General features: G+C 61.1%; 23 protein-coding genes. 12 read left to right on the top strand and 11 right to left on the bottom strand.

The features are described from left to right. Positions 1-11: 11 nt before the first annotated feature. The 4 genes from acnA to AC07P1_RS02010 form a co-directional block, all read right to left on the bottom strand. Positions 12-2,720 carry an aconitate hydratase AcnA gene (gene acnA, locus AC07P1_RS02025; protein WP_494694255.1) on the bottom strand — a complete coding sequence of 903 codons (2,709 nt, stop codon included), beginning with the start codon at positions 2,718-2,720 and terminating at the stop codon, positions 12-14. Positions 2,721-2,833: 113 nt separating this feature from the next. Then, a complete protein-coding gene (locus AC07P1_RS02020; RefSeq protein WP_494694254.1) occupies positions 2,834-3,352 on the bottom strand; it encodes a hypothetical protein in 519 nt (172 codons plus the stop codon). Further along, positions 3,352-4,350 carry an HpcH/HpaI aldolase/citrate lyase family protein gene (locus AC07P1_RS02015; protein WP_494694253.1) on the bottom strand — a complete coding sequence of 333 codons (999 nt, stop codon included), beginning with the start codon at positions 4,348-4,350 and terminating at the stop codon, positions 3,352-3,354. Before AC07P1_RS02015 ends, AC07P1_RS02020 begins: the two co-directional genes overlap by 1 nt. 158 nt (positions 4,351-4,508) lie before the next feature. After that, the gene (locus AC07P1_RS02010) at positions 4,509-5,498 is read right to left on the bottom strand and encodes a malate dehydrogenase (protein WP_090314625.1); all 990 of its coding nucleotides are present in this window, start codon (positions 5,496-5,498) and stop codon (positions 4,509-4,511) included. 240 nt (positions 5,499-5,738) lie between these two features. On the opposite strand from AC07P1_RS02010, the gene AC07P1_RS02005 reads away from it, so the two are divergent. The 8 genes from AC07P1_RS02005 to AC07P1_RS01970 all read left to right on the top strand — a co-directional run bounded on the left by AC07P1_RS02005 (position 5,739) and on the right by AC07P1_RS01970 (position 13,346). Continuing rightward, positions 5,739-6,602, top strand: coding sequence for a GntR family transcriptional regulator (locus AC07P1_RS02005; protein ID WP_494694252.1), 864 nt, complete (start codon positions 5,739-5,741; stop codon positions 6,600-6,602). Between the two features lie 252 nt (positions 6,603-6,854). Beyond that, positions 6,855-7,277, top strand: a complete 423-nt coding sequence (sdhC, locus tag AC07P1_RS02000; RefSeq protein ID WP_494694251.1) for a succinate dehydrogenase, cytochrome b556 subunit — start codon at positions 6,855-6,857, stop codon at positions 7,275-7,277. A gap of 1 nt (position 7,278) precedes the next feature. After that, positions 7,279-7,644, top strand: a complete 366-nt coding sequence (gene sdhD, locus AC07P1_RS01995) for a succinate dehydrogenase, hydrophobic membrane anchor protein (protein ID WP_494694250.1) — start codon at positions 7,279-7,281, stop codon at positions 7,642-7,644. Between the two features lie 2 nt (positions 7,645-7,646). Continuing rightward, a complete protein-coding gene (gene sdhA, locus AC07P1_RS01990; RefSeq protein ID WP_494694249.1) occupies positions 7,647-9,425 on the top strand; it encodes a succinate dehydrogenase flavoprotein subunit in 1,779 nt (592 codons plus the stop codon). A gap of 9 nt (positions 9,426-9,434) precedes the next feature. Then, positions 9,435-10,145 (top strand): succinate dehydrogenase iron-sulfur subunit, encoded by a 711-nt coding sequence (locus AC07P1_RS01985; protein WP_090314620.1) that lies wholly within the window; start codon positions 9,435-9,437, stop codon positions 10,143-10,145. A 102-nt stretch (positions 10,146-10,247) separates the two neighbouring features. Continuing rightward, positions 10,248-10,529, top strand: a complete 282-nt coding sequence (locus AC07P1_RS01980; RefSeq protein ID WP_090314619.1) for an FAD assembly factor SdhE — start codon at positions 10,248-10,250, stop codon at positions 10,527-10,529. Positions 10,530-10,595: 66 nt separating this feature from the next. Further along, positions 10,596-11,897, top strand: a complete 1,302-nt coding sequence (gene gltA / locus AC07P1_RS01975; protein ID WP_494694248.1) for a citrate synthase — start codon at positions 10,596-10,598, stop codon at positions 11,895-11,897. Positions 11,898-12,113: 216 nt separating this feature from the next. Next, positions 12,114-13,346, top strand: a complete 1,233-nt coding sequence (locus AC07P1_RS01970) for an alpha/beta fold hydrolase (protein WP_494694247.1) — start codon at positions 12,114-12,116, stop codon at positions 13,344-13,346. An 8-nt stretch (positions 13,347-13,354) separates the two neighbouring features. Here the strand turns inward: AC07P1_RS01970 and AC07P1_RS01965 are convergent, their stop codons facing one another. The 4 genes from AC07P1_RS01965 to AC07P1_RS01950 form a co-directional block, all read right to left on the bottom strand. Further along, positions 13,355-13,543, bottom strand: a complete 189-nt coding sequence (locus tag AC07P1_RS01965; RefSeq protein ID WP_494694246.1) for a helix-turn-helix transcriptional regulator — start codon at positions 13,541-13,543, stop codon at positions 13,355-13,357. Next, positions 13,540-13,959, bottom strand: coding sequence for a hypothetical protein (locus AC07P1_RS01960; RefSeq protein WP_494694245.1), 420 nt, complete (start codon positions 13,957-13,959; stop codon positions 13,540-13,542). The genes AC07P1_RS01965 and AC07P1_RS01960 overlap by 4 nt, the downstream gene beginning before the upstream one ends. Before the next feature lie 89 nt (positions 13,960-14,048). Then, positions 14,049-14,381 (bottom strand): PilZ domain-containing protein, encoded by a 333-nt coding sequence (locus tag AC07P1_RS01955; RefSeq protein WP_315217653.1) that lies wholly within the window; start codon positions 14,379-14,381, stop codon positions 14,049-14,051. Between the two features lie 122 nt (positions 14,382-14,503). After that, positions 14,504-14,911, bottom strand: a complete 408-nt coding sequence (locus AC07P1_RS01950) for a hypothetical protein (RefSeq protein ID WP_315217650.1) — start codon at positions 14,909-14,911, stop codon at positions 14,504-14,506. Positions 14,912-15,096: 185 nt separating this feature from the next. On the opposite strand from AC07P1_RS01950, the gene AC07P1_RS01945 reads away from it, so the two are divergent. Together AC07P1_RS01945 and AC07P1_RS01940 are read left to right on the top strand one after the other, a co-directional pair. Beyond that, entirely contained in the window at positions 15,097-15,492 is a 396-nt protein-coding gene (locus tag AC07P1_RS01945; protein WP_494694244.1) for a hypothetical protein, read from the top strand. A gap of 8 nt (positions 15,493-15,500) precedes the next feature. Continuing rightward, entirely contained in the window at positions 15,501-15,926 is a 426-nt protein-coding gene (locus AC07P1_RS01940; RefSeq protein WP_494694243.1) for a hypothetical protein, read from the top strand. 39 nt (positions 15,927-15,965) lie between these two features. On the opposite strand, the gene AC07P1_RS01935 is transcribed toward AC07P1_RS01940, so the two are convergent. Genes AC07P1_RS01935 through AC07P1_RS01925 form a run of 3 tightly spaced genes read right to left on the bottom strand, consistent with a single transcriptional unit; the run spans position 15,966 to position 18,619 of the window. Then, positions 15,966-16,346, bottom strand: a complete 381-nt coding sequence (locus AC07P1_RS01935; protein ID WP_494694242.1) for a BlaI/MecI/CopY family transcriptional regulator — start codon at positions 16,344-16,346, stop codon at positions 15,966-15,968. 32 nt (positions 16,347-16,378) lie between these two features. Further along, a complete protein-coding gene (locus AC07P1_RS01930; protein WP_494694241.1) occupies positions 16,379-17,701 on the bottom strand; it encodes a protein kinase in 1,323 nt (440 codons plus the stop codon). Between the two features lie 54 nt (positions 17,702-17,755). After that, the gene (locus AC07P1_RS01925) at positions 17,756-18,619 is read right to left on the bottom strand and encodes an MBL fold metallo-hydrolase (protein ID WP_494694240.1); all 864 of its coding nucleotides are present in this window, start codon (positions 18,617-18,619) and stop codon (positions 17,756-17,758) included. A gap of 101 nt (positions 18,620-18,720) precedes the next feature. Between AC07P1_RS01925 and AC07P1_RS01920 the strand changes: the two genes are divergently transcribed. Then, the gene (locus AC07P1_RS01920; RefSeq protein ID WP_494694239.1) at positions 18,721-19,620 is read left to right on the top strand and encodes a LysR family transcriptional regulator; all 900 of its coding nucleotides are present in this window, start codon (positions 18,721-18,723) and stop codon (positions 19,618-19,620) included. 385 nt (positions 19,621-20,005) lie between these two features. After that, on the top strand, positions 20,006-22,858 hold the full coding sequence (locus AC07P1_RS01915) for a 2-oxoglutarate dehydrogenase E1 component (protein ID WP_315217630.1): 2,853 nt from the start codon (positions 20,006-20,008) through the stop codon (positions 22,856-22,858). The last annotated feature ends 70 nt before the right edge of the window (positions 22,859-22,928 follow it).

Genomic DNA, 22,928 nt, shown 5'->3' with positions numbered 1-22,928 from the left:
TAAGTGCTTGATTATGCAGCGAGCAGCTGGCGCAGCACGAATGGCAGAATACCGCCGTGCTTGTAGTAATCGACTTCGATTGGAGTGTCGATACGCAACAACACTTTGACTTCCTGGCTCGAGCCGTCGGCGCGGTGGATCACCAGCGTTGCCAGCTGTTGCGGCTTGATCTCGCCTTCCAGGCCCTTCAAGTCGTAGGTTTCCTTGCCGGTGATGCCCAGCGATTCGACGCTGTCGGTGCCGATGAATTGCAGCGGCAGCACGCCCATGCCGACCAGGTTGGAGCGGTGGATACGTTCGAACGAACGCACGATCACGGCCTTCACGCCCAGCAGTTGGGTGCCCTTGGCGGCCCAGTCGCGCGACGAGCCGGTACCGTACTCTTCACCGCCGAACACCATGGTCGGGGTGCCTTCGGCGACGTACTTCATCGCCGCGTCGTAGATCGACAATTGTTCGCCCGACGGCTGGTGGATCGTGATGCCGCCTTCGACCGCCGAACCGTCCGCTTTTGGCGGGATCATCTTGTTCTTGATGCGCACGTTGGCGAAGGTGCCGCGCATCATGATCTCGTGGTTGCCGCGACGCGAGCCGTAGGAGTTGAAGTCCGCCTTGAGCACGCCGTTGGCCAGCAGCCATTTGCCCGCCGGGCCGTCTTCCTTGATGGAGCCGGCAGGGGAGATGTGGTCGGTGGTGATCGAGTCGCCGAACACGCCCAGAGCGCGCGCGCCTTCGATGCCGGTGGCGACCGCTTTCGGGGTCATCTCGAAGCCGTCGAAGAACGGTGGCTCGGCGATGTAGGTCGACGCCGGCCAGTTGTATACTTGGCCTTCGGTGGTCGACACGTGTTCCCACAGCTTGCCCGGGTTGCCCTTGACGTCGGCGTAGTTGGTCTTGAACACTTTCGAGTTCATCGCGAACTTCATCAGCTTGGCGATCTCTTTCGAGGTCGGCCAGATGTCGCCCAGGTACACGTCCTTGCCGTTGGTGCCCTTGCCGACCGGCTGGGTCATCAGGTCGACGGTCATGTTGCCGGCGATGGCGTAGGCCACCACCAGCGGTGGCGAGGCCAGGAAGTTCGAACGGATGTTCGGGTGGATCCGCGCTTCGAAGTTACGGTTACCGGACAGCACGGCCGAAGCGACGATGTCGTTCGAGGTGATGGCGGCGTTCAGTTCCGGGGTCAGGTCGCCGGCGTTGCCGATGCAGGTGGTGCAGCCGTAGGCGGTCACGCCGAAGCCCAGTTGCTCCAGGTATGGCAGCAGGCCGGCGGCGGTCAGGTACTCGGTGACCACGCGCGAGCCGGGCGCCAGCGACGACTTGATGTGCGGCGCGACCGTCAGGCCGGCTTCGACGGCCTTCTTGGCCAGCAGGCCGGCGGCCAGCAGCACGCTCGGGTTCGACGTGTTGGTGCACGAGGTGATCGCCGCGATCAGCACGTCGCCGTTTTTCACGTCCACGCCGTTGGTGGTGGTGTAGGTCTTGGTCAGGTCTTCCGGCTTTTTGTTGAAGCCGTTTTCGGTGGTCGGTTTCGAGAACAGTTCGGTGAAGTTGTTTTTCACGTTGCCGATTTCGATACGGTCCTGTGGACGCTTGGGGCCGGCCAACGATGGCGTGACGCTCGTGAGGTTCAGTTCCACCACGCGGGTGTAGTCGATCTCGCCGGCTTTCGATACGCCGTACATGCCCTGCGCCTTGAAGTAGGCGGCGAAGGCGTCGATTTCCGCCTTGCTGCGGCCGGTGCCTTCGAAGTATTCGATGGTGGCGTCGTCGACCGGGAAGAAGCCCATCGTCGCGCCGTATTCAGGCGCCATGTTGGCGATGGTGGCGCGGTCGGTGACCGACAGGGTCTCGGTGCCTTCGCCGAAGAATTCGACGAACTTGCCGACGACTTTTTCCTTGCGCAGCAGTTCGGTGATGGTCAGCACCAGGTCGGTCGCGGTGCAGCCTTCGCGCAGCACGCCGGTCAGGTTGACGCCGATCACGTCCGGGGTCAGGAAGTAGACCGGCTGGCCCAGCATGCCGGCTTCGGCCTCGATGCCGCCCACGCCCCAGCCGACCACGCCGATGCCGTTGATCATGGTGGTGTGCGAGTCGGTGCCGACCAGCGAATCAGGGTAGTACACGCCGGCCGCATCCTTGTGCACGCCGCGCGCCAGGTATTCCAGGTTGACCTGGTGGACGATGCCGAAGCCCGGCGGCACCACGCCGAAGGTGTCGAACGCCTGCATGCCCCATTTCATGAACTGGTAGCGCTCGTTGTTGCGCGAGAATTCCAGCTTCATGTTCAGGTCCAGCGCGCCAGGCTCGCGGAAGTGGTCGATGGTGACCGAGTGGTCGACCACCAGGTCGACAGGGACCAGCGGTTCGATCTTCTTGGCGTTGATGCCCATCTTGTAGGCGACGTTGCGCATCGCGGCCAGGTCGGCCAGCAGTGGCACGCCGGTGAAGTCCTGCAGCACCACGCGGGCGACGACGAACGGGATCTCGTCGGTGCGCTCGCCGGTCGGGCTCCAGTTGGCCAGCTGCTTGATGTGTTCTTCGGTGACTTTTTTGCCGTCGCAGTTGCGCAGCACGGATTCCAGCACAACACGGATCGATACCGGCAGGCGGGAGATTTTGGCGCCCAGGCTCTTCTCCAGTGCAGGCAGCGAATAGAACTTCGCCTTCTTGCCCGAAATGTTGAAATCCTTAAGCGTGTTCAGAGTGTTGCGGGACATGACCTCTCCTTCAGTGGGTATCGTCTATTTATTGAAGTACAACGTTGTGCAAGCGCCCGTGGCGGCGCGCCCGTTTTGGAACCGTTTTGCGTTGTTCTGCTGGGTGCTGCGTATTACTGGATCGTGATCTTGGTGCTGGTCGGCTCGGCCTCGGAGGTCGTGACCGGCTTCAATTGCTCGGCGTTGCGGCATTCGTTGGCCAGCTGGCGGTTCAATTTGGAATCGAGCAGCATGCCCTTGGCTGGAATGCCGATCCAGATCAGGCCGTACAATTTGTTTTCGAAGCGGTTGGCGCCGGTGGTCGTGCCCACGCGCGTCAGGCGGTGCAGGCGTTTCTTCCAGCGCAGCGCGATGTGCGCCTCGTCGTTGGTGTTGGCGTAAATCGTGATCTTGTTGCCCAGTTCGCAGTCGAACTCGGTGACGGCCGAATCGGTGATGGCCGGTTCGTCGGCTTCCTCGTCGGGCGCCTTCGGCACGGCTTCCTCCACCGGCTTGGCGGCCTTCTTGGTGGATTTCTTCACCGTCTTTTTGACCGGGGTTTTGGTGGTTTCCGCTGCGGCGTGGGCGCCGGCGGCGAGCGACAGCGAGGCCAGCGCGAGGCTGCAGGCCATGAATAGTTTGGAGATCGACATCAGTTTGTTTCCAGTGGGTGGTCGGCGGGGTTCATCAGCGCGGCCACCGACTCGGGCAGGGTCAGCCCGGCCAGTTTGGCGCGCTGTAAAACGGTCCAATAATATCGGTAGCTGGCGCGGTCGTGCAAGCGCCCGTTCTGGGCGATCGGCCCCCACTGCACGGCCGCCGCCTCCAGCAGGATGGCGGCCGCCTCGTTGACTTCCGAGAGGCGCGGCGTGAAGGTCTTGATGATCGGCTTGATCTGGTTAGGGTGGATGCTCCACATGCGCGTGTAGCCGAATTCGGCGGCGGCGCGCTGGGCGTCGTTGGCGGCGACCGCCGTGTCCTTGATCTCGGTGGTGACGTTATGCGACGGCACCTTGCCGTGCGCGTGGCAGGCGGCCGAGATTTCCAGCTTGGCGCGCACCACCAGCGGGTGCGTGAACTGGCCCGGCGTGCGCATGGCCGCGCCGGGAATGGCGCCGTAGTGCGACGAGATGAAGTCCATGATGCCGAACGACAGGCACTGCACCTGTGGAATGGCGGCGATGTCGTAGGCCTGGCGCAGCGCGCCGTGGGTTTCGATCAGCACGTGGATCGGCAAATCTTTGCGGCCGGCTTTTTCGGCGTGCCGGTTGATCAGCGCGATGGCGTCGACGACTTCCCGCGCGCCGTTGACCTTCGGCAGCACCAGGTAGGCCAGGCGCCGGGCGGCGGCGCAGATGATCTCGACGTCCTGGGCGAAGAACGGGCTGCCGACATCGTGCACGCGGGCGCCGATGCGGTTGAATTTGTTGTCGTCGGAGTCCAGCAGCTCGGCCACCAGGCGCGCGTGGGCGGCCTCGTTGCCGGCGCTGGCGCCGTCCTCGCAGTCGAGCGTGATGTCGAACAGCGGGCCAAGTTCTTGTTGCAGAGCGATCGATTTGCGCATCAGCTTTTCGGAGCCGGCGTAGTGGTCGCAGGCCGGCAGTAGCAGCGGCTGGCGATTGCCCTGGAATAAAACCTCGGATGGGTGCATGCGGGTGTGGTCTGGAATGGCGGTTGGCTGAATGGCTGGTGCCTCGGGTAGGGCGGGTGCGTCTGACAAGGGCGGAACAGACGCCGCGCTGCTCTCGGCAGCGCGGCGGGTGCGGCGGATCGGTGGTTTAACCGGTTCCACTTAATGCACGAAGAGGATTACGGCAGCAGGTGCTTGACGCCTTCGCGCTCTTCGGTCAGTTCTTTCAGGGTCAGGTTGATGCGCTCTTGCGAGAAGGCGTCGATTTCCAGGCCCTGGACGATTTTGTATTCGCCGTTTTCGGTGGTGACAGGGAAGCCGAACATGGTGCCTTCAGGGATGCCGTACGAACCGTCCGAAGGAACGCCCATGGTGGTCCACTTGCCGTTGGTGCCCAGCATCCAGTCGTGGACGTGGTCGATGGCGGCGTTGGCGGCCGACGCGGCCGACGACAGGCCGCGCGCTTCGATAATGGCGGCGCCGCGCTTGCCGACGGTCGGCAGGAACACGTTGGCGTTCCATTCCTGGTCGTTGATCAGGTCCTTGACGGCCTTGCCGCCGACGGTGGCGAAACGGTAGTCGGCGTACATCGTTGGCGAGTGGTTGCCCCACACGGTCAGCTTCTCGATGTCCTTGACGGCGGTGCCGGTCTTGGCGGCCACTTGCGACAGCGCGCGGTTGTGGTCCAGGCGCAGCATGGCGGTGAAGTTCTTGGCCGGCAGCGACGGCGCCGATTTCATGGCGATGTAGGCGTTGGTGTTGGCAGGGTTGCCGACGACCAGCACTTTAACGTTGCGCGAAGCGACGGCGTCCAGCGCCTTGCCTTGCACGGTGAAGATCTGGGCGTTCGCTTCCAGCAGGTCTTTGCGTTCCATGCCTGGACCGCGTGGACGGGCGCCGACCAGCACGGCGACGTCGACATCCTTGAAGGCGGTCATCGGGTCGGAGTGGGCGGTCATCTCGGTCAACAGCGGGAAGGCGCAGTCGTCGATTTCCATCATGACGCCCTTGAGGGCTTTCTGTGCCTTTTCGTCGGCGATTTCCAGCAGTTGCAGGATGACCGGCTGGTCTTTGCCGAGCATGTCGCCGTTGGCGATGCGGAACAGCAGAGCGTAACCGATTTGACCGGCGGCGCCGGTGACAGCAACACGCATTGGGGTTTTAGCCATGATGAATCTCCAAAGTGGGAATGAAAGTGTTCTTGACCGCGTTCTTAAATCCGGCCCGTGCCGGCCCGGGAAAACCTAATCCATAATGATACTGCAAATCCACCGCATATAAGCGCATGGCTGCGGAGTGTAGGCGTGTAACTAGCTTCTGTCAATCCTATCTTATGTCTTATATAAGACAGATAAGTTGTTGCCGGTTTTGCTGGACGGAAGTGGTCATTTGTGGTGAAATCTCGGTCTATGAATCCCGTCCCGCCCAATCCGAACAGCAGCAGCCCAGCCTCAAGTGCCGGTGGCGCAGCAGGATCGTCGGCGGGTTCGGCGACATCGCCGCCGGCCGCTTCGGCGGCAGCGACGGCGGGTGCGCCAGGCCTGCCGGCCGGCAGTTCGCCGACATTCTCCCCACTTTACCAGCAAATCAAGGCGCTGATAACACAGAGCTTGCAATCGGGGGAGTGGAAACCGGGCGAGTTGATCCCCAGCGAGGTCGAGCTGGCCAACCGCTTCAAGGTCAGCCAGGGCACGGTGCGCAAGGCCATCGACGAGCTGGCCGCCGAGAACCTGGTCATGCGCAAGCAGGGCAAGGGCACCTTCGTCGCCACCCACCATGAGGCGCGCGCCCATTTCCGCTTCCTCAAGCTGCTGCCCGACGAGGGCGTGCCGCACTATCCTGAAAGTAAGTTCATTGAAGTCAAGCGCATGCGCGCGCCCGCCGACGTGGCGCGCCTGCTCGACCTGAAGTCCGGCGACGCCGTCATCTTCATCAAGCGCGTGCAGTCGTTCGACAGCGTGCCCACCATCGTCGAGGAGATGTGGCTGCCCGGCGTGACGTTCAAGGGATTGACCGCCGAGCGGCTGGTCGAATACAAGGGCCCGATGTACGGGCTGTTCGAGTCCGAATTCGGCACCCGCATGATCCGGGCGACCGAGAAGATCCGCGCCGTGTGCGCCGACGCCGGCGTGGCCGCGCTGCTGCACATCGCCATCGATACGCCGCTGCTGGCGTCGGAACGGGTGTCGTTCACGTATGGCGACAAGCCGGTGGAGTTGCGCCGGGGACAGTATCTGACCGAGCGGCACCACTATCACAACGAATTGAATTGAACCGAACCCATCGGGTGGAGCAGGAGACCCTGGCGGGCGAAAAAGCGCGTCAGGTAGCGTACAACAAACCGTGCGTCACACCACGGTAGCATTGTTGCGCTGATAATACGTTGAGCTGCGGAAAGCGGCCGCCGGACAGTGTTGCAAAACACTATTTTAGTTATATGTAACAATAGATATTGGTTATCGGCGCGGAAATCGGCGAAAATCGCGGTCTAACCAATTTTTGTTTAAGCCTGAGGAGGTCTTGTTATGTCAGAAGCCGTAAGGGAAGTCCCTAAAAAAGAACGGCGGGAATTCCGTAATATCCATGTTACAGAATTGCTCAACTATCGCCAGCCCCTGGCCGCCATCGTCTCCATCCTGCACCGCATCAGCGGTGTCCTGATGTGTCTGTTGCTGCCATTCGTGCTGTATTTGCTGCAAGAGAGCCTGCGTTCCGAGATTTCCTTCGCGCACTATCAAGGCTTCATCACCTACCCGCTGGTCAAGCTGATCATCCTGGCGCTGTGCTGGGGCTACTTCCACCACTTCTGCGCCGGCGTACGCCACCTGGTGATGGACACCCACATCGGCCTGGACAAGGATTCGGCGCGCAATTCGTCGGCCGCCGTGCTGGTCATCAGCCTGGTCCTGACCGCGCTGGTCGCCCTGAAACTGTTTGGAGTGTTCTGATATGGCTAACAATAACATCGGCCCGAAGCGCCTGGTCGTCGGCGCCCACTATGGCATGCGCGACTGGCTGGCCCAGCGCGTGACCGCCGTCATGATGGTGCTCTACACCGCCATCCTGCTGATTTCCTTCCTGACCGGCCAGAACTTCACCTATGAAGGCTGGGCCGCGCTGTTCGCTCAGCAATGGTTCAAATTGATTTCCGCCGTGACCTTGTTCGGCTTGTTCTATCACGCCTGGGTCGGTATGCGCGACGTCTGGATGGACTACGTCAAAGCCGTCGGCGTTCGCCTGACCCTGCAAATCGCCACCATGCTGTGGTTGATCGCTTGTGCCGTATGGTCGGTACAGATACTCTGGAGTGTGTAATCGTGGCAGCTATTAAAACTGGAATTCCAACCCGCCGCTTTGACGCGGTAATCGTCGGCGCCGGCGGCTCCGGCATGCGCGCCTCGCTGCAACTGGCCGAAGCTGGCCTGAACGTCGCCGTGTTGTCCAAAGTCTTCCCGACCCGTTCGCACACCGTGGCGGCGCAGGGCGGCATCGGCGCCTCGCTGGGCAACATGGCTGAGGACAACTGGTTCTGGCACATGTTCGACACCGTCAAGGGCGGCGACTATCTGGGCGACCAGGACGCCATCGAATTCATGTGCCGCGAAGCACCGAAGGTCGTCTACGAGCTGGAACACTTCGGCATGCCGTTCGACCGCAATCCCGACGGCACCATCTACCAGCGTCCGTTCGGCGGCCACACCGCCAACTTCGGTGAAAAAGCCGTGCAGCGCGCCTGCGCCGCGGCCGACCGCACCGGCCACGCGCTGCTGCACACCTTGTACCAGCGCAATGTCCGCGCCCGCACCCACTTCTTCGTCGAATGGATGGCGCTCGACATCATCCGCGACGCCGAAGGCGACGTCGTCGGCGTGGTGGCTCTGGAAATGGAAACCGGCGAAACGATGATCCTGGAAGCGAAGACCACCATCTTCGCCACCGGCGGCGCCGGCCGCATCTTCGCCGCCTCGACCAACGCCTTCATCAACACCGGCGACGGTATGGGCATGGCCGCGCGCGCCGGCCTGCCGCTGCAGGACATGGAGTTCTGGCAGTTCCACCCGACCGGCGTGGCCGGCGCGGGCGTCCTCATCACCGAGGGCGTGCGCGGCGAGGGCGGTATCCTGATCAACTCCGAAGGCGAGCGTTTCATGGAGCGCTACGCGCCGACCTTGAAGGATCTGGCGCCGCGCGACTTCGTGTCGCGCTCGATGGACCAGGAGATCAAGGAAGGCCGCGGCTGCGGTCCGAACAAGGACCACGTGATGCTGGACCTGCGCCACATCGGCGCCGACACCATCGCCAAGCGCCTGCCGTCGATCCTGGAAATCGGCCACAAGTTCGCCAACGTCGATGCGACCAAGGAACCGATTCCCGTCGTGCCGACCATCCACTACCAGATGGGCGGTATTCCAACCAACATCCATGGCCAGGTCGTCACGCCGAACGGCGACGGCACGCAGAAGATCGTCAACGGCCTGTACGCGATCGGCGAATGCGCCTGCGTCTCGGTGCACGGCGCCAACCGCCTGGGCACCAACTCGCTGCTCGACCTGCTGGTGTTCGGCCGTGCCGCCGGCAACCACGTGGTGGCGTCGAACCTCAAGCAGAAGGAAAACAAGCCGCTGCCGAAGGACGCCTCGGACTACGCGATGGACCGTCTGAACAAGCTGGAAACCTCGACCGGCTCGGAAAAAGTGCAGGGCGTCGCCAACGACATCCGCGCCACGATGCAGAAGTACTGCGGCGTGTTCCGTACCGACGAGATGCTGACCCAGGGCGCCAAGGAAATCATGGTGCTCGACGAGCGTCGCAAGCACGTCTCGTTCAAGGACAAATCCAAGGTGTTCAACACCGCGCGCGTCGAAGCGCTGGAACTGGACAACCTGATCGAAACGGCCAAGGCGACCATCACGTCGGCCGTGGCCCGCAAGGAATCGCGCGGCGCCCACGCCCACAACGATTTCCCGCAGCGCGACGACGACAACTGGATGAAGCACACCCTGTGGTACTCGGAAGGCAACCGCCTGGAATACAAGGCGGTCGTGACCAAGCCATTGACGGTTGATACCTTCAAACCGAAACCACGTACTTTCTAAGGCTAGAACATGGCACGCACTCTCAAACTGAAAATTTATCGTTACGATCCGGACCAGGACGCCAAGCCGTACATGCAGGACGTGACGGTCGAGCTCAAGGACACCGACAAGATGCTGCTCGACGCCCTGCAGCGCATCAAGTCCGACGTCGACGATTCGCTGGCCCTGCGCCGCTCGTGCCGCGAAGGCGTGTGCGGTTCGGACGCGATGAACATCAACGGCAAGAACGGCCTGGCCTGCACCACCAACCTGAACGAGCTGACCGAGCCTATCGTGCTGCGTCCGCTGCCGGGCCTGCCGGTGATCCGCGACCTGATCGTCGACATGACCCAGTTCTTCAAGCAGTACGATTCGATCAAGCCATACCTGATCAACGACTCGATCCGTCCTGAAAAGGAACGCCTGCAGTCGCCGACCGAACGCGAAGAACTCGACGGCCTGTACGAGTGCATCCTGTGCGCGTGCTGCTCGACGTCGTGCCCGTCGTTCTGGTGGAATCCGGACAAGTTCGTCGGCCCGGCCGGCCTGCTGCAAGCCTACCGCTTCATCGCCGACTCGCGCGACGAAGCGACCGGCGCGCGCCTGGACAACCTGGAAGACCCGTACCGCCTGTTCCGCTGCCACTCGATCATGAATTGCGTCGATGTTTGCCCCAAGGGTTTGAACCCGAACAAGGCGATCGGCAAGATCAAAGAGCTGATGGTACGCCGCGCCATTTAAAGCGCAATTGCGGGCGGCCTTGGCGCCGCCCGTTTTTTGTCCGTTCCGTTTTAGTAGTGGCGCTCCAGCACGATTGGCGCGCGCAGTGTAAAGTAGTGACCCATGACTGAACCGAACCAATCTGCGCATCAGTCGGACCCAGCCAATAGAGCGCGCCTGCGCTGGCGCTCACGCCGGGGTCTGCTGGAAAACGACATCATCCTCACCCGTTTTCTCGATGCGCATGAAACCGAATTGACCGACGAGGAAGTGGACGCGTTCACGCGGCTCCTCGATTTGTCGGACAATGCCCTGATGGATCTGGTACTGGCCCGTAAAGAGCCGGAAGGCGAGGTCGATCTGCCGCACGTGCATGCATTGCTGCAACGACTAAGACTGGCCTGAGACTACGAAGGCAACCAGAATTTTCGCGTTTTATTTACCTTCATCTCCCTAAAAAAGGAAGAGTCCATGAATATTTCTGACAACAAAGCCACCCTGTCGTTCTCCGATGGCAGCCCTGCGGTGGAATTTCCGATCTACAAAGGTACCGTCGGTCCCGACGTGATCGACATCCGCAAGCTGTACGCGGGCACCGGCAAGTTCACCTACGATCCAGGCTTCATGTCGACCGCAGCGTGCAACTCGACGATCACCTACATCGACGGCGACAAGGGCGAGCTGCTGTACCGCGGCTACCCGATCGAACAGCTGGCCGTGAACGCCGACTTCATGGAATCTTGCTACCTGCTGCTGAACGGCGAACTGCCGAACACCGTGCAGAAGGCCGAATTCGTTGAAACCGTGACCAAGCACACGATGGTCCACGAGCAGATGCAATTCTTCTTCCGCGGCTTCCGCCGCGACGCGCACCCGATGTCGGTGCTGGTCGGCACCGTCGGCGCGCTGGCGTCGTTCTACCACGACTCGCTCGACATCAACGACGCCAAGCAGCGTGAAATCTCGGCCATCCGCCTGATCGCCAAAATGCCGACCCTGGTCGCCATGGCGTACAAGTACTCGATGGGCCAGCCGTTCATGTATCCGCGCAACGACCTGTCGTACAGCGCCAACTTCATGCGCATGATGTTCGGCAACCCGTGCGAAGAATACAAAGTCAACGACGTGCTGGTGCGCGCCCTCGACCGTATCCTGATCCTGCACGCGGACCACGAGCAGAACGCATCGACCTCGACCGTCCGTCTGGCCGGTTCGTCGGGCGCGAATCCGTTCGCCTGTATCGCCGCCGGTATCGCCTGCCTGTGGGGCCCTGCCCACGGCGGCGCCAACGAAGCCGCGCTGACCATGCTCAAGGAAATCGGCACCGTCGAGAACATTCCTAAGTTCATCGAGCAGGTCAAGGACAAGAACTCCGGCGTCAAGCTGATGGGCTTCGGTCACCGCGTGTACAAGAACTTCGACCCGCGCGCCAAGCTGATGCGCGAGACCTGCTACGAAGTGCTGGAAGAGCTAGGCCTGCAGGACGACCCGCTGTTCAAGCTGGCGATGGAACTGGAAAAGATCGCGCTGAACGACGAATACTTCGTCTCGCGCAAACTGTACCCGAACGTCGACTTCTACTCAGGCATCGTGCAATCGGCGCTGGGCATCCCTGTGTCGCTGTTCACCGGTATCTTCGCCATGGCCCGCACCATCGGCTGGATCGCCCAGTGGAACGAAATGATCGCCGATCCGGAACAGAAAATCGGCCGTCCACGCCAGCTGTTCGTCGGTTCGACCACCCGCGACGTCAAGCCGCTGGAACAGCGTTGATAGACAACTGAACGCAATTCGTTGCGTTTAAAGGGGCCCGGTTCCGCATGATGCGGAACCGGGCTTTTTTTTATCGGTTTTCCGGCGCGAAACCTTTTTTGCAGGGAGATTGCTGTAGAGCAATGTTTGGGTGCCGTCTGCTGGCACCATGGGTTGACGAAAGCCTGGAACGGGCTGGGCACATCTCTGGCGGTCGCCAGTCTGACTGGGGCAACGATGAAAAACCAAGTATCCAAGCGAGCAATCTTATTTTGTTTAGCAATATCTTTAATAGGGTGGACATTCTCGGTTTCCGCGCAGCAGAGCCGTCAATTCTCCGCCGCGCCCAGTACGTCAATAGAACCTCTGCGTGGGCAAATTGATTGGCCTTCGGGAGCGTTGGAAAACTGGAACGGACCCGTGGTGTTATTTTTGTCCGCCGCCGTTCCGAGCGATCGCGATGGCTGGATGGTGAGGGCAATGGAAACAGTTTGGGGGGATCGTTTGCCTCTGAAAGAGCTTTCCGCCGCACTGGTGAAGGAAGGCGTCGCCGTGATCCGCTTTGACAACCCAGGCGTGTTACCGCCGCAGAAACGGTGTCGTCAAAATGTGTTAAAGCGAGGGATCACTGAAAGAACCTTACGAAACAGGTGCATGGATATTGATGTGGTTGGTCGATCTACGCCGGAGAGATACTGGGAAGCTATCGAGCACATGCTGCCTGAAGTTCAGAATCTTATGCCTGCCGGTCGGGATAAATTGTTCTTATTTGGCTTTTCGGAAGGACTCATGCACGCGGCGGTACTTGCTGACAGAGGGCACGTTAAGCCACGGGGTTTCATTTCCCTCGGGTCGCCAGCCGAAAAAATGGAAACAATCGCCCATTGGCAGGCGAACGGACGCATGACGGAAAATCTCGATAAATTCGACGCCAATGCCGACAGCGTCGTGACGAATGAAGAAATTAAACAGGGCTACAAGACCGGCTTAAACAACTTTATGAGTGTTGATGGATGGTTGAGCCATAGCGGGGAATGGAACTCCCGAAACCGGTACTTGCTGGCCAAGCGTTCCGAGCTTTACTATGAAGAAATCATGGAGTATTTCCGGGATGTGTCGGGGGCTGGAGGACTTCGGTGGATGCTCCAAGCAAACGGAATGAGAGTGCCCGACGCCACTGACGCAACGATGCAATTTTATTTTTATGGACAGACGTCGCCGGCCGAGGTGATGCAGCGGCGGCGGATACCCGGGCTCTTCATCTGGGGAGACAAGGACCGGCAAGTCTGTGTGGACAGACAGGTTGTGCTGGCTGATCGGGCGAACAGCGAAGGCGCCGACCTGGTCTATCTGCGTTTCCCAGACCGCTACCATTTACTCTCGAAGCGCAAAGATTTCGACTGGCTGGAAAAGGGCTTTATGCCGGTCATCGCGAAAGAGGTGTCCGCATTTCTTAGCAGTCGTCTTTAGCCTTCGCATCACGGAGTGAAGATAGCTTCGATCGTCTTGTCGAACAGCTTGGCGATGGCGAAGGCCAGCGGCAAGCTCGGGTCGTAGCGGCCCGTTTCGATGGCGTTGACGGTTTGGCGCGAGACGGCCAGCTGGTCGGCCAGGTAGGCCTGGCTCCAGCCGCGCTCGGCGCGCAGTTCGCGGATCGTGTTGTTCATCGCCACGTCTTCCAGCAGCGCAGCAGTCCGATGGCCAGCCACGAAAAGCCCATCACGCCCCATACGTAGAACATGCTCAGGCGCGGATAGCCGGCGTTCTCCATGAAGCCGTAGGTGAAAGTCACGGCGGCGGTCAATGCGGCCGCCAGCGCGAACGTCTCCAGCATGACGATGCGCTGGTATTCGTCCATCCGCCCGACTTGGCGCGCGATCGCCCAGATCATCAGCACAAAACCGATCATCGGACACGTCAGGACGACGGTCTTGAGCGGGCCCGCTTCCATCGCCTGCCCGTAGATGATCGAGGGGATCAGCAGGGCGGCATAGATGGTGATGCTCCCGAGTAGCTCGCGCACATAGGCGGCCCCGGCCTTGCGTTCGGCTGCGGAAAACTTCGGTTCGGTTTGAGTACGCATCGCTTCCTCCGTGTGTAAAGTATGCTTTACATCTTAGGACGAGAGGAATGCGATGTCAAGCAAACTTTACATGGCTGTTGGCGCGTCGCTTAGGCGGGTTCCTGCAGTAGCTGGCGGATGACGTCGACGCTGCCGTGGTCGAGCCGCAGGAATTGGACGCCGGTCTTGTAGCCCAACTCGGCGTCCGGGTCGCTGTAGACCACCTGGCCCATCGCCAGCACCTTGTGGGCGCCATCGCTCAATTGCACCTGGAACGACACCGCGCAGTATTGCGCCAGCCGGATCTGACTGGACGTTTGAAGGCTGACGCCGCCCTGCGACAGGTCCAGCGTGTGGGCCGGAAGGCTGGTTTCGTCGGTCATCGTCAGCGTGGCAGCATGACGGACTTGGTGGCGGCGCGTGACTCGTGCTTTCTGACTCATGGCGCGGACCTCGAATAGTGTAATGTGAACAAGACTATCAGAATTGCGTCCTGGACAGCAAGTTCTTCTCGGCAACTGTGCGCCTCGGGGCGATATCTGTGCGGATTTCCCCGGAGTAGTTCTTATTTCAGTTTGCGCCGATCCGGCCGGACCACCAACAGCCACCAGCACAGCACACCCAAAGTCAGTTGCGGCAGGTTGAACAGGAACTTGCCCAGGGTGGCGTCGCGCCGCTGCGGCCAGGCCGCGTCGGCGGTCTCGACGATGATATTTGTGTGATACAGACACAGCCCCAGCAGGATCAGCGCGGCCACGCCCCAAAGCACCGGCAGGCTGGTGACGCGATGGCGCAGCACGGCCGCGACAGGGTAGGCCAGCACGCAGGCGAACACATATGCGAACAGATTGGGCATCAGGTTGGCCAGGTTGGCGTGCGGCAGCACGACTGGTACGGCGCAGATCGCAACGGCGAGCATGACGGCGATGACGGGGTGCGGATGTTCGGGCCAGGAGTTGAAGCGGCTGATCATTGTGACGGGCGTGGAGGGAAAAAGGGCTCCATTGTAGGGGAAATCGCGTGGGCGGCGGAGCGACCGCTCCGCGCAGTTGCCCTTAATGCAGAGATCCAGCCGATGACAAATAGAGATCAATGCGTTGAACTTTAATAGTTGAGCTCAAGTCTAACTATTTTGATCACGCAAAAGCGGGTGGCGCTATGGACTTCTTAGTTGCAGAACCATTGATGCTTAAGTACGGCATTACGCCAAAGCAGATTGATGAGCTGAAAGCGCTGGCGGCCAAATTACCGGCTGATTTTGTGGACGGGACGCGGATGCCGATTCCTAAGATGCCTGGACTAACTGCGTCGGAATCCGAGTTGTTAATGGCGCGTATGCTCGATGCGATTGCGCCATTGCTCGGCGTGCCGGTTGACGACCCGAATCTGCTTGACGAACTGGGCTTGCCAACGATGCGGGAGTTGATGAAAACCGCTGACTTGCGTAAGGAAAGCGCACGGCAGCGGCGTCAGGGTTTCCGGTTAGGCTCGCTCAAGCCGGCGAAAAAAGTCGCATCCGACGATGAGTCTGAAGCAAATCGCGAACATGTCTGATCATGGACTTGAATTGGCTGATTGCGGTGCGCAAAGCACTCACAATCGTGGGCGCGCTGCAGCCGTTCGCAAAGCGGGCCTGCGCACTGTTGGCTCGCCTTTTCAATATCGATGTCTGGCGTGAGGGAGAGCGGCTCCGTAACGAAGCTGATGAGCTTCGGAATATGCATGTCTACGGCAAGGTGGTCGGGGAGTATGCACGGCAGATGAAAACGTCCGGGGGTAACAATGTGGAGATAGATGCATTGGTGGCTGCCCTGTTGGTGGCGCGATTGCGAAGCTATATGCGCGCGCGCGGCATAGTGGCGCTAAGAACGTCGCGCAAGATTAAACGGCGTGGAGCAACAGCTGCCATGCCTCCCGCATTGATAGAACGCCGGAATGCCGAGCGTCGCACTCAAAAAGCAGTTCGGGCCGACGATGGTTTCATTTAATGAGGCGATGCACGTGAGATGCCGAGGTACTTCAAAGCTTTACTTTTCCTGATCTAGCAACGCCTGGATCTCCGCGCGCTCTTTCTTGCTGACGTGGCCGCCGCGCAGGGCGGCCAGCACCAGCGCCTTGCCGGAGCCGGAGAAGGCTTTTTGGATCAGGTCCTTAAGCAGATTGGTCTGGATCGAGTCCTGTTCCTGCGCGGGCGCGTAGATATGGGCGCGCTGGCTTTCGTCGCGCGTCAGCAGGCCTTTGGTGTGCATCACTTGTAGCAGACGCAGCACGGTGGCGTAGTTCATGTCCGGTCGCGTTTCGAGCGCGGCGGCGTGCACCTGCTTGGCGGTGGCCGGGCCGAGCGCGAACAGCAGGCGCAACATTTCCAGCTCGGAGGCGGTCGGTTTGGGTGGGGCTACGGTGATCATGGATGTAGAATAAAATATCTAGAACGTCTTGTCTAGTCCTGTTTGAGCCTGCGCAGTTGCGTTTCGATGTCGGCGAACAATGGGCGCGCCGCGCTGTCCGAGTGCAGACAGACGTCGCGCAGTTGACGAAGGCGCGCGAGCGCGGGCTGTGTCGCCGCCGTAGCCTCGCAGCGCTCGGCGAGCTCTTCCAGCAGGAAGCCGAAAGCCCGCACTTCAAGCCGTTGCAGCGGCAAGGCTTCAGGCGACGCGGGATCGTAGAACGAGGCCGCGCCGAAGTCGCCCAGCAGGGTTCGACCTCGTCCGCAATGCATGATGTTGTGCCCGTACAGGTCGCCATGCATGATGCCGCGCTGGTGCAGGCGGGCGGCGGCGGAGGCGATGCCGTGGGCGATTTCCAGCGTGGACGCGAGGTCGAAGTGTTTGCCTGCATCGTAGATGTCACGCGTGCAGCTCTCCAGGCTTGGCGGCCCCGCCAGGTTGACGAATTCGGGATCGATCAGCGACATCACGAGGCCATCCGCATCATCAGGATGGCGCTCCAGGTGGCCAAGCACCGGGATCAGGTTCGGATGCGCGCCTGCGCCGATGCAGGCTGCCATCTCGCACAGCGGCGAACCGTCGCTGGTCATCGCACCCTTGAACAGCTTGACGGCGACGTCTTCCGTCGCGCCGTCGTGCCGGTAGTCGGCGCGGTGGATCACTCCCGATGCGCCTTCGCCCAGCTTTTGTTTTAACGCCAGCTGTTCCCAGCCGATGGCGGCGGACGGCATGCCGGTCATCGCGACCTCGCGCTGTTCGCAGAACGGATTGCCGGCGTACGCAAGCCAGGTCAGCCGGGGCAGGGCGGGCAGCCACGTAGGAAACTCGGCCAGCTGGTTGGCGGCGATGCGCAGCAGTTCGAGCCGGTGCAGTTGCGCCATGGTGGCGGGCAGGGCACGCAGGCGGTTCCCGGCCAGCATCAGCTTTTGCAGCGCCGGACGTTGTCCCAGCTCGGCGGGCAGTTCCTCGATCGCATTGTCAGTTAGCACAAGCCAGCGCAATTGCGCGGGCAGCGATGCCGCCGGGACCGTGCGTATCCGGTTGGCCTTGAAGCCGACCATCGTCAGCGCGGGGCAGGCACCCAGCACCGCCGGCAGTTCGGTGAACTGGTTGTCGGAACAGAAGATGATGCGCAGCTTGTGCAGGCGCGGCAGCTCGTCGGGCAGCGACGACAGCGCATTGCCGGACAGGTCGAGGATTTCCAGCGAGTCGGCCAGATCGAAGATTTCGCGCGGGAACTCGGTGAGGCCGCCGCGCATTTGCAGGCGCTGGACGCCGGTGAGGGCGCCAGCGCGCAACTGCTCTAGAGTATGCATGTCAGGTGGCGGTGAAGGTCAATGTTGGAGTTTATCACCTCACCGCCGCCCGCCTTACCACTTCATTTCGCCCTTGGCGACCTTGGAGCCGGTCTCGAGCGCACCGTTCAGGCCGGCGTCCGGGTACAGTTCCTTCATGCGCGCGATCAGCGCGGCCGAGTTGGCGGCCTTGGTGGTTTCGGCTTCGAAGCGGACCAGATAGTCGCGGGTGAAGGCAACGCTGTCCGGCGTCAGCGGCGCGCCCACTTTGAAGTGGCCCGGCACGACGGTCGTTGGCTTCAGCGAGGCGATATGGTCCAGCGTGGCGAGCCAGTTCTTGCGCGACTCGGCGCTTTGGGTGTCGGCGGTCCACACGTGCAGGCCGTTGAAGACGACCACGCCCCCGGCGATCGCCTTGATCGACGGAATCCAGACATAGCTGCGGTCCGGCGTTGCGCCGTTCAGGCCTTCGATCTTCAGCGTTTCGCCTTCCAGCTTGATGGTGTCGCCTTGCAGCGGCTGCGGCACGATGATGCTCTTGGGGGCGTTGTCTTTCAAAATAGGCGACCAGTAGGCGACTTTGGCGTCCTTCTTCTTTTCAATGCCGGCGATGGTTTGCGGCGTGGCGACGATCTTGGCGTCCGGGAAGGCGGCGTGGATCACGTCCAGGCCGAAGTAGAAGTCCGGGTCGCTATGGCTGACGTAGACGGTGGTCAGGCGCTTGCCGCTGGCGCGGATCTTTTCGACCAGCTTGACGGCTTCGCCACGCGAGAACTGGGCGTCGATTAGTACCGCGTCCTTGGCGCCGGTCACCAGCACCGACGCGACCGGGAAAATGGCGGCTTCGCCAGGATTGAAAACGTCGAGCTTCAGCGGCGCGGCGGCGGCGCCGCCAACGGTTGCGGCCAGGGCTGCGGACATCAATGTGTGCTTGATCATGATCGGCTTTCGTAGTGGGTGGGAAGTGAGTCCATCATAAATTTCTTTGTTCGGCGGAAAAACAGGTTAATCTGTACTTGTTAATTGCATGGATCGAGCTAATGGACCGTATCACCGCCGCAAAAGTCTTCGTCGCCATCACCGAGCGGGGCAGCATGATCGCCGCCGCCGACGCGCTCGACATGTCGCGGGCGATGGTCACGCGCTATCTGGCCGAGATGGAAGAGTGGGCCGGCGCCCGGCTGCTGCACCGGAGCACTCGCAGGCTGAGCCTGACCGACGCCGGCGACATTACCCTGGCGCGCTGCCGCAAGTTGCTGGAGCTGGCCGACGCGATGGAAGTGGCGGTCGACGAGGGCGACACGCCGAAAGGGTTGTTGCGCATCACGTGCTCGCCATCGCTGGCGCATGCCGAACTGGCCAGCGCGGTGACCGCCTTTCTGAAGCGCTATCCGCGCACCTCGGTCGATCTGCAGGGCAGCAACCGGGCGGTGAACCTGGTCGAACAGCGCATCGATCTGGCATTGCGCATCACTAACGCGTTGGAGCCGAACCTGATCGCGAGGCAGTTGGGACATTGCGATTCGGTGGTGTGCGCGGCGCCATCCTATGTGGCCGAGCGCGGCACGCCGCAGCGGGTCGAGGATCTGGCGGTCCATAACTGTTTGGCTTACACGTATTTCGGACAAAGCCTGTGGCAGTTCACGCGCAAAGATGGCGAGGAGGTGACGGTGCCGGTTAGCGGCAATTTGTCGGCCAATGACGACCATATACTGCTAAAAGCGGCGGTGGAGGGGGCTGGCATCGCCTTGCAGCCGCTATATAGTGCCGGGCCGCTGATCGCGCAGGGGAGGTTGGTGGCGTTGCTTCCCGACTACAAAACGCAGCGGATGGGGATTTACGGGATATATACGTCGCGCCAGCATATGTCGCCGGCGCTGCGGGCGATGCTGGATTTTTTGCTTGATTGGTTCTCTCAAACCAGCCTCGGATCCACGTAGGGCGGATTAGCGTAGCGTAATCCGCCAATGCGTGCTCCGCTGGCGGCTCATAAATGGCGGATTACGGCGTGCCGCCTAATCCGCCCTACGTGGTTCCGTGGCTTAGTCGAGATTGGCAACTTTCGGTGGCGAAGTTAGATAAATATTGCGCCGGCCCCGCCCGCCGCGCGACTTAGGTGAAAATTAATAGTGGCGGTCTCGGTACATAAATGGTTGTTGCGATACAATACCGGTGCTATCCTGAATGACCGTTTTTTGAACCACTGAAGAACTTTAGCCCTTCCCCACAACTTGATGTGCAATCCGCTAACCGGTCAGGCCGTGTCGCGGAAGGTTAGACTAACCCGCTAATTCCTCGCGAAGCGCGAAGAAAGGTGAGCAGCAAATGCAACAATATACGTCCAACTCCTACCTGTTTGGTGGGAACGCTCCGTACGTCGAAGAACTGTACGAGGCGTATCTCAACAATCCAGGTTCCGTGCCAGATAACTGGCGCTCGTACTTCGATGCCATGCAGCACGTGCCGGCCGTCGATGGCACCAACAAGCCAGACGTCGCTCACGCCTCCGTCATCGCCTCCTTCGCGGAACGCGCCAAATCCGGTCCTATCCGCACCGTCGTGGCCTCGGCCGACGCCGAAATGGGCCGCAAGCGTGTTGCAGCTACGCAACTGATCGCCGCTTACCGCTATCTGGGTTCCCGCTGGGCCAATCTGGACCCGCTGCAACGCCAGGAACGTCCGGCCATCAATGAGCTGGAGCCTAGCTTCTACGGCTTCACCGATGCGGACATGGATACCGTCTTCAACATCAGCAACACCTATTTCGGCCCGGAGACCGCGACCCTGCGCGACCTGCTGAACTACCTGCGCGACACCTATACCCGTTCGATCGGCGCAGAGTACATGTACATCTCCGACCCGACCGAAAAGCGCTGGCTGCAAGAGCGCCTGGAATCGATCCGTTCGACCCCGAATTTCACGGCGGAAAAGAAAAAGCACATCCTGGAGCGTCTGACCGCGGCCGAAGGCCTGGAACGCTACCTGCACACCAAGTACGTCGGCCAGAAGCGTTTCTCGCTCGAAGGCGGCGAGACCTTCATCGCGTCGATCGATGAGATCATCCAGCGCGCCGGCGAAAAAGGCGTGCAAGAGATCGTTATCGGCATGGCCCACCGTGGCCGTCTGAACGTGCTGGTCAACACCCTGGGCAAAGCGCCCAAGGAACTGTTCGAAGAATTCGAAGGCAAGCACGGCGACGACCTGCCTGCCGGCGACGTCAAATACCACCAAGGTTTCTCGTCCGACATCTCGACCCAGGGCGGTCCGGTTCACCTGTCGCTGGCGTTCAACCCGTCGCACCTGGAGATCGTCAACCCGGTCGTCGAAGGTTCGGTCAAGGCCCGCATGGATCGCCGCGGCGACCACCTGGGCAAGCAAGTGCTGCCGATTCTGGTGCACGGCGACGCCGCCTTCGCAGGCCAGGGCGTTGTCATGGAAACGCTGAATCTGGCGCAGACCCGTGGCTACGGCACGGGCGGCACGGTGCACATCGTCATCAACAACCAGATCGGTTTCACCACCTCCGACCCGCGCGATGCACGTTCGACCATCTACTGCTCGGACGTCGTCAAGATGATCGAAGCGCCGGTGCTGCACGTGAACGCCGACGATCCTGAAGCCGTCGTTCTGGCTTCGCAGATCGCGATGGACTACCGTCTCGAGTTCCAGAAAGACATCGTTGTCGACATCATTTGCTACCGCAAACTGGGCCACAACGAGCAAGACACGCCAGCGCTGACCCAGCCGCTGATGTACAAGAAGATCGGCCAGCACCCAGGCACCCGCAAGCTGTACGCGGACAAGCTCGTTGCCCAGACCGTGATCCCGGCCGACGGCGGCGAACAGATGCAAGCCGCCTATCGCGACGCGATGGACGCCGGCAAGCACACCGTCGATCCGGTGATCTCGAACTTCAAGAACAAGTACGCCGTCGATTGGCTGCCGTTCCTGAACCGCAAATGGACCGACTCGGCCGACACCGCCGTGCCGATGACCGAACTGAAACGCCTGGCCACCCGCATCACCACGGTGCCGGACGGCTTCAAAGTGCACTCGCTGGTCGAAAAAGTACTGGGCGACCGCGCCACCATGGGTCGCGGCGAACTGAACCTGGACTGGGGCATGGGCGAACACCTGGCCTACGCGTCGCTGGTCGCTTCGGGCTACGCAGTGCGCCTGACCGGTCAGGATGCCGGCCGCGGCACCTTCGTGCACCGTCACGCCGTGCTGCACGACCAGAACCGCGAGCGTTGGGATGCCGGCACCTACGTGCCGTTGCAGAACATCGCCGAAGGCCAGGCGCCGTTCACCGTGATCGACTCCGTGCTGTCGGAAGAGGCGGTGCTGGGCTTCGAATACGGTTACTCGACCGCAGAACCGAACACCCTGACGATCTGGGAAGCCCAGTTCGGCGACTTCGTCAACGGCGCGCAAGTGGTCATCGACCAGTTCATCAGCTCCGGCGAAGTGAAGTGGGGCCGCGCTTCGGGCCTGGTCATGATGCTGCCGCACGGTTACGAAGGCCAGGGTCCCGAGCACTCGTCCGCGCGTCCTGAGCGTTTCCTGCAACTGTGCGCCGACAACAACATGCAAGTCGTGCAGCCGACCACCGCCGCGCAGATCTTCCACGTGCTGCGTCGCCAGATGGTGCGTCAGTTCCGCAAGCCGCTGGTCATCCTGACCCCGAAATCGCTGCTGCGTAACAAGGAAGCAGGCTCGTCGCTGAACGAACTGGCCAAGGGCGCCTTCCAGACCGTCATCGGCGAAGTCGACGAGAAAATCGATGCCAAGAAGGTCAAGCGCGTCGTCGCCTGCTCGGGCAAGGTCTACTACGACCTGGTCAACGCACGCAAAACGCGCGGCCAGACCGACACCGCCATCATCCGTGTCGAACAGCTGTATCCGTTCCCGCACAAGTCGTTCGCCGCCGAACTGAAGAAGTTCCCGAACCTGACCGAAGTGGTGTGGGCGCAGGACGAGCCGCAGAATCAGGGCCCATGGTTCCAGATTCAGCACAACATCTTCGAGAGCATGGACGCAGGCCAGCGCCTGGCATACGCCGGTCGCCCGGCGTCGGCATCGCCGGCCGTCGGTTACTACGACAAGCACTACGCCCAGCAAAAAGACCTGCTGGAAACGGCTTTCTCGAAGCTCAAAGGTTTCATCCTGACGAAATAAGCGTTAAGGGGCCGTGCTGGGTGTATGGCCCCTCCTTACATCACACTACTTACGGAGCGCCGCCTTGCTA

The organism is Duganella sp. GW821-FHT07F09, assembly GCF_059418705.1.
Note: the sequence above shows the minus strand (reverse complement) of the source record. Positions and strands in the feature narration are given on the sequence as shown.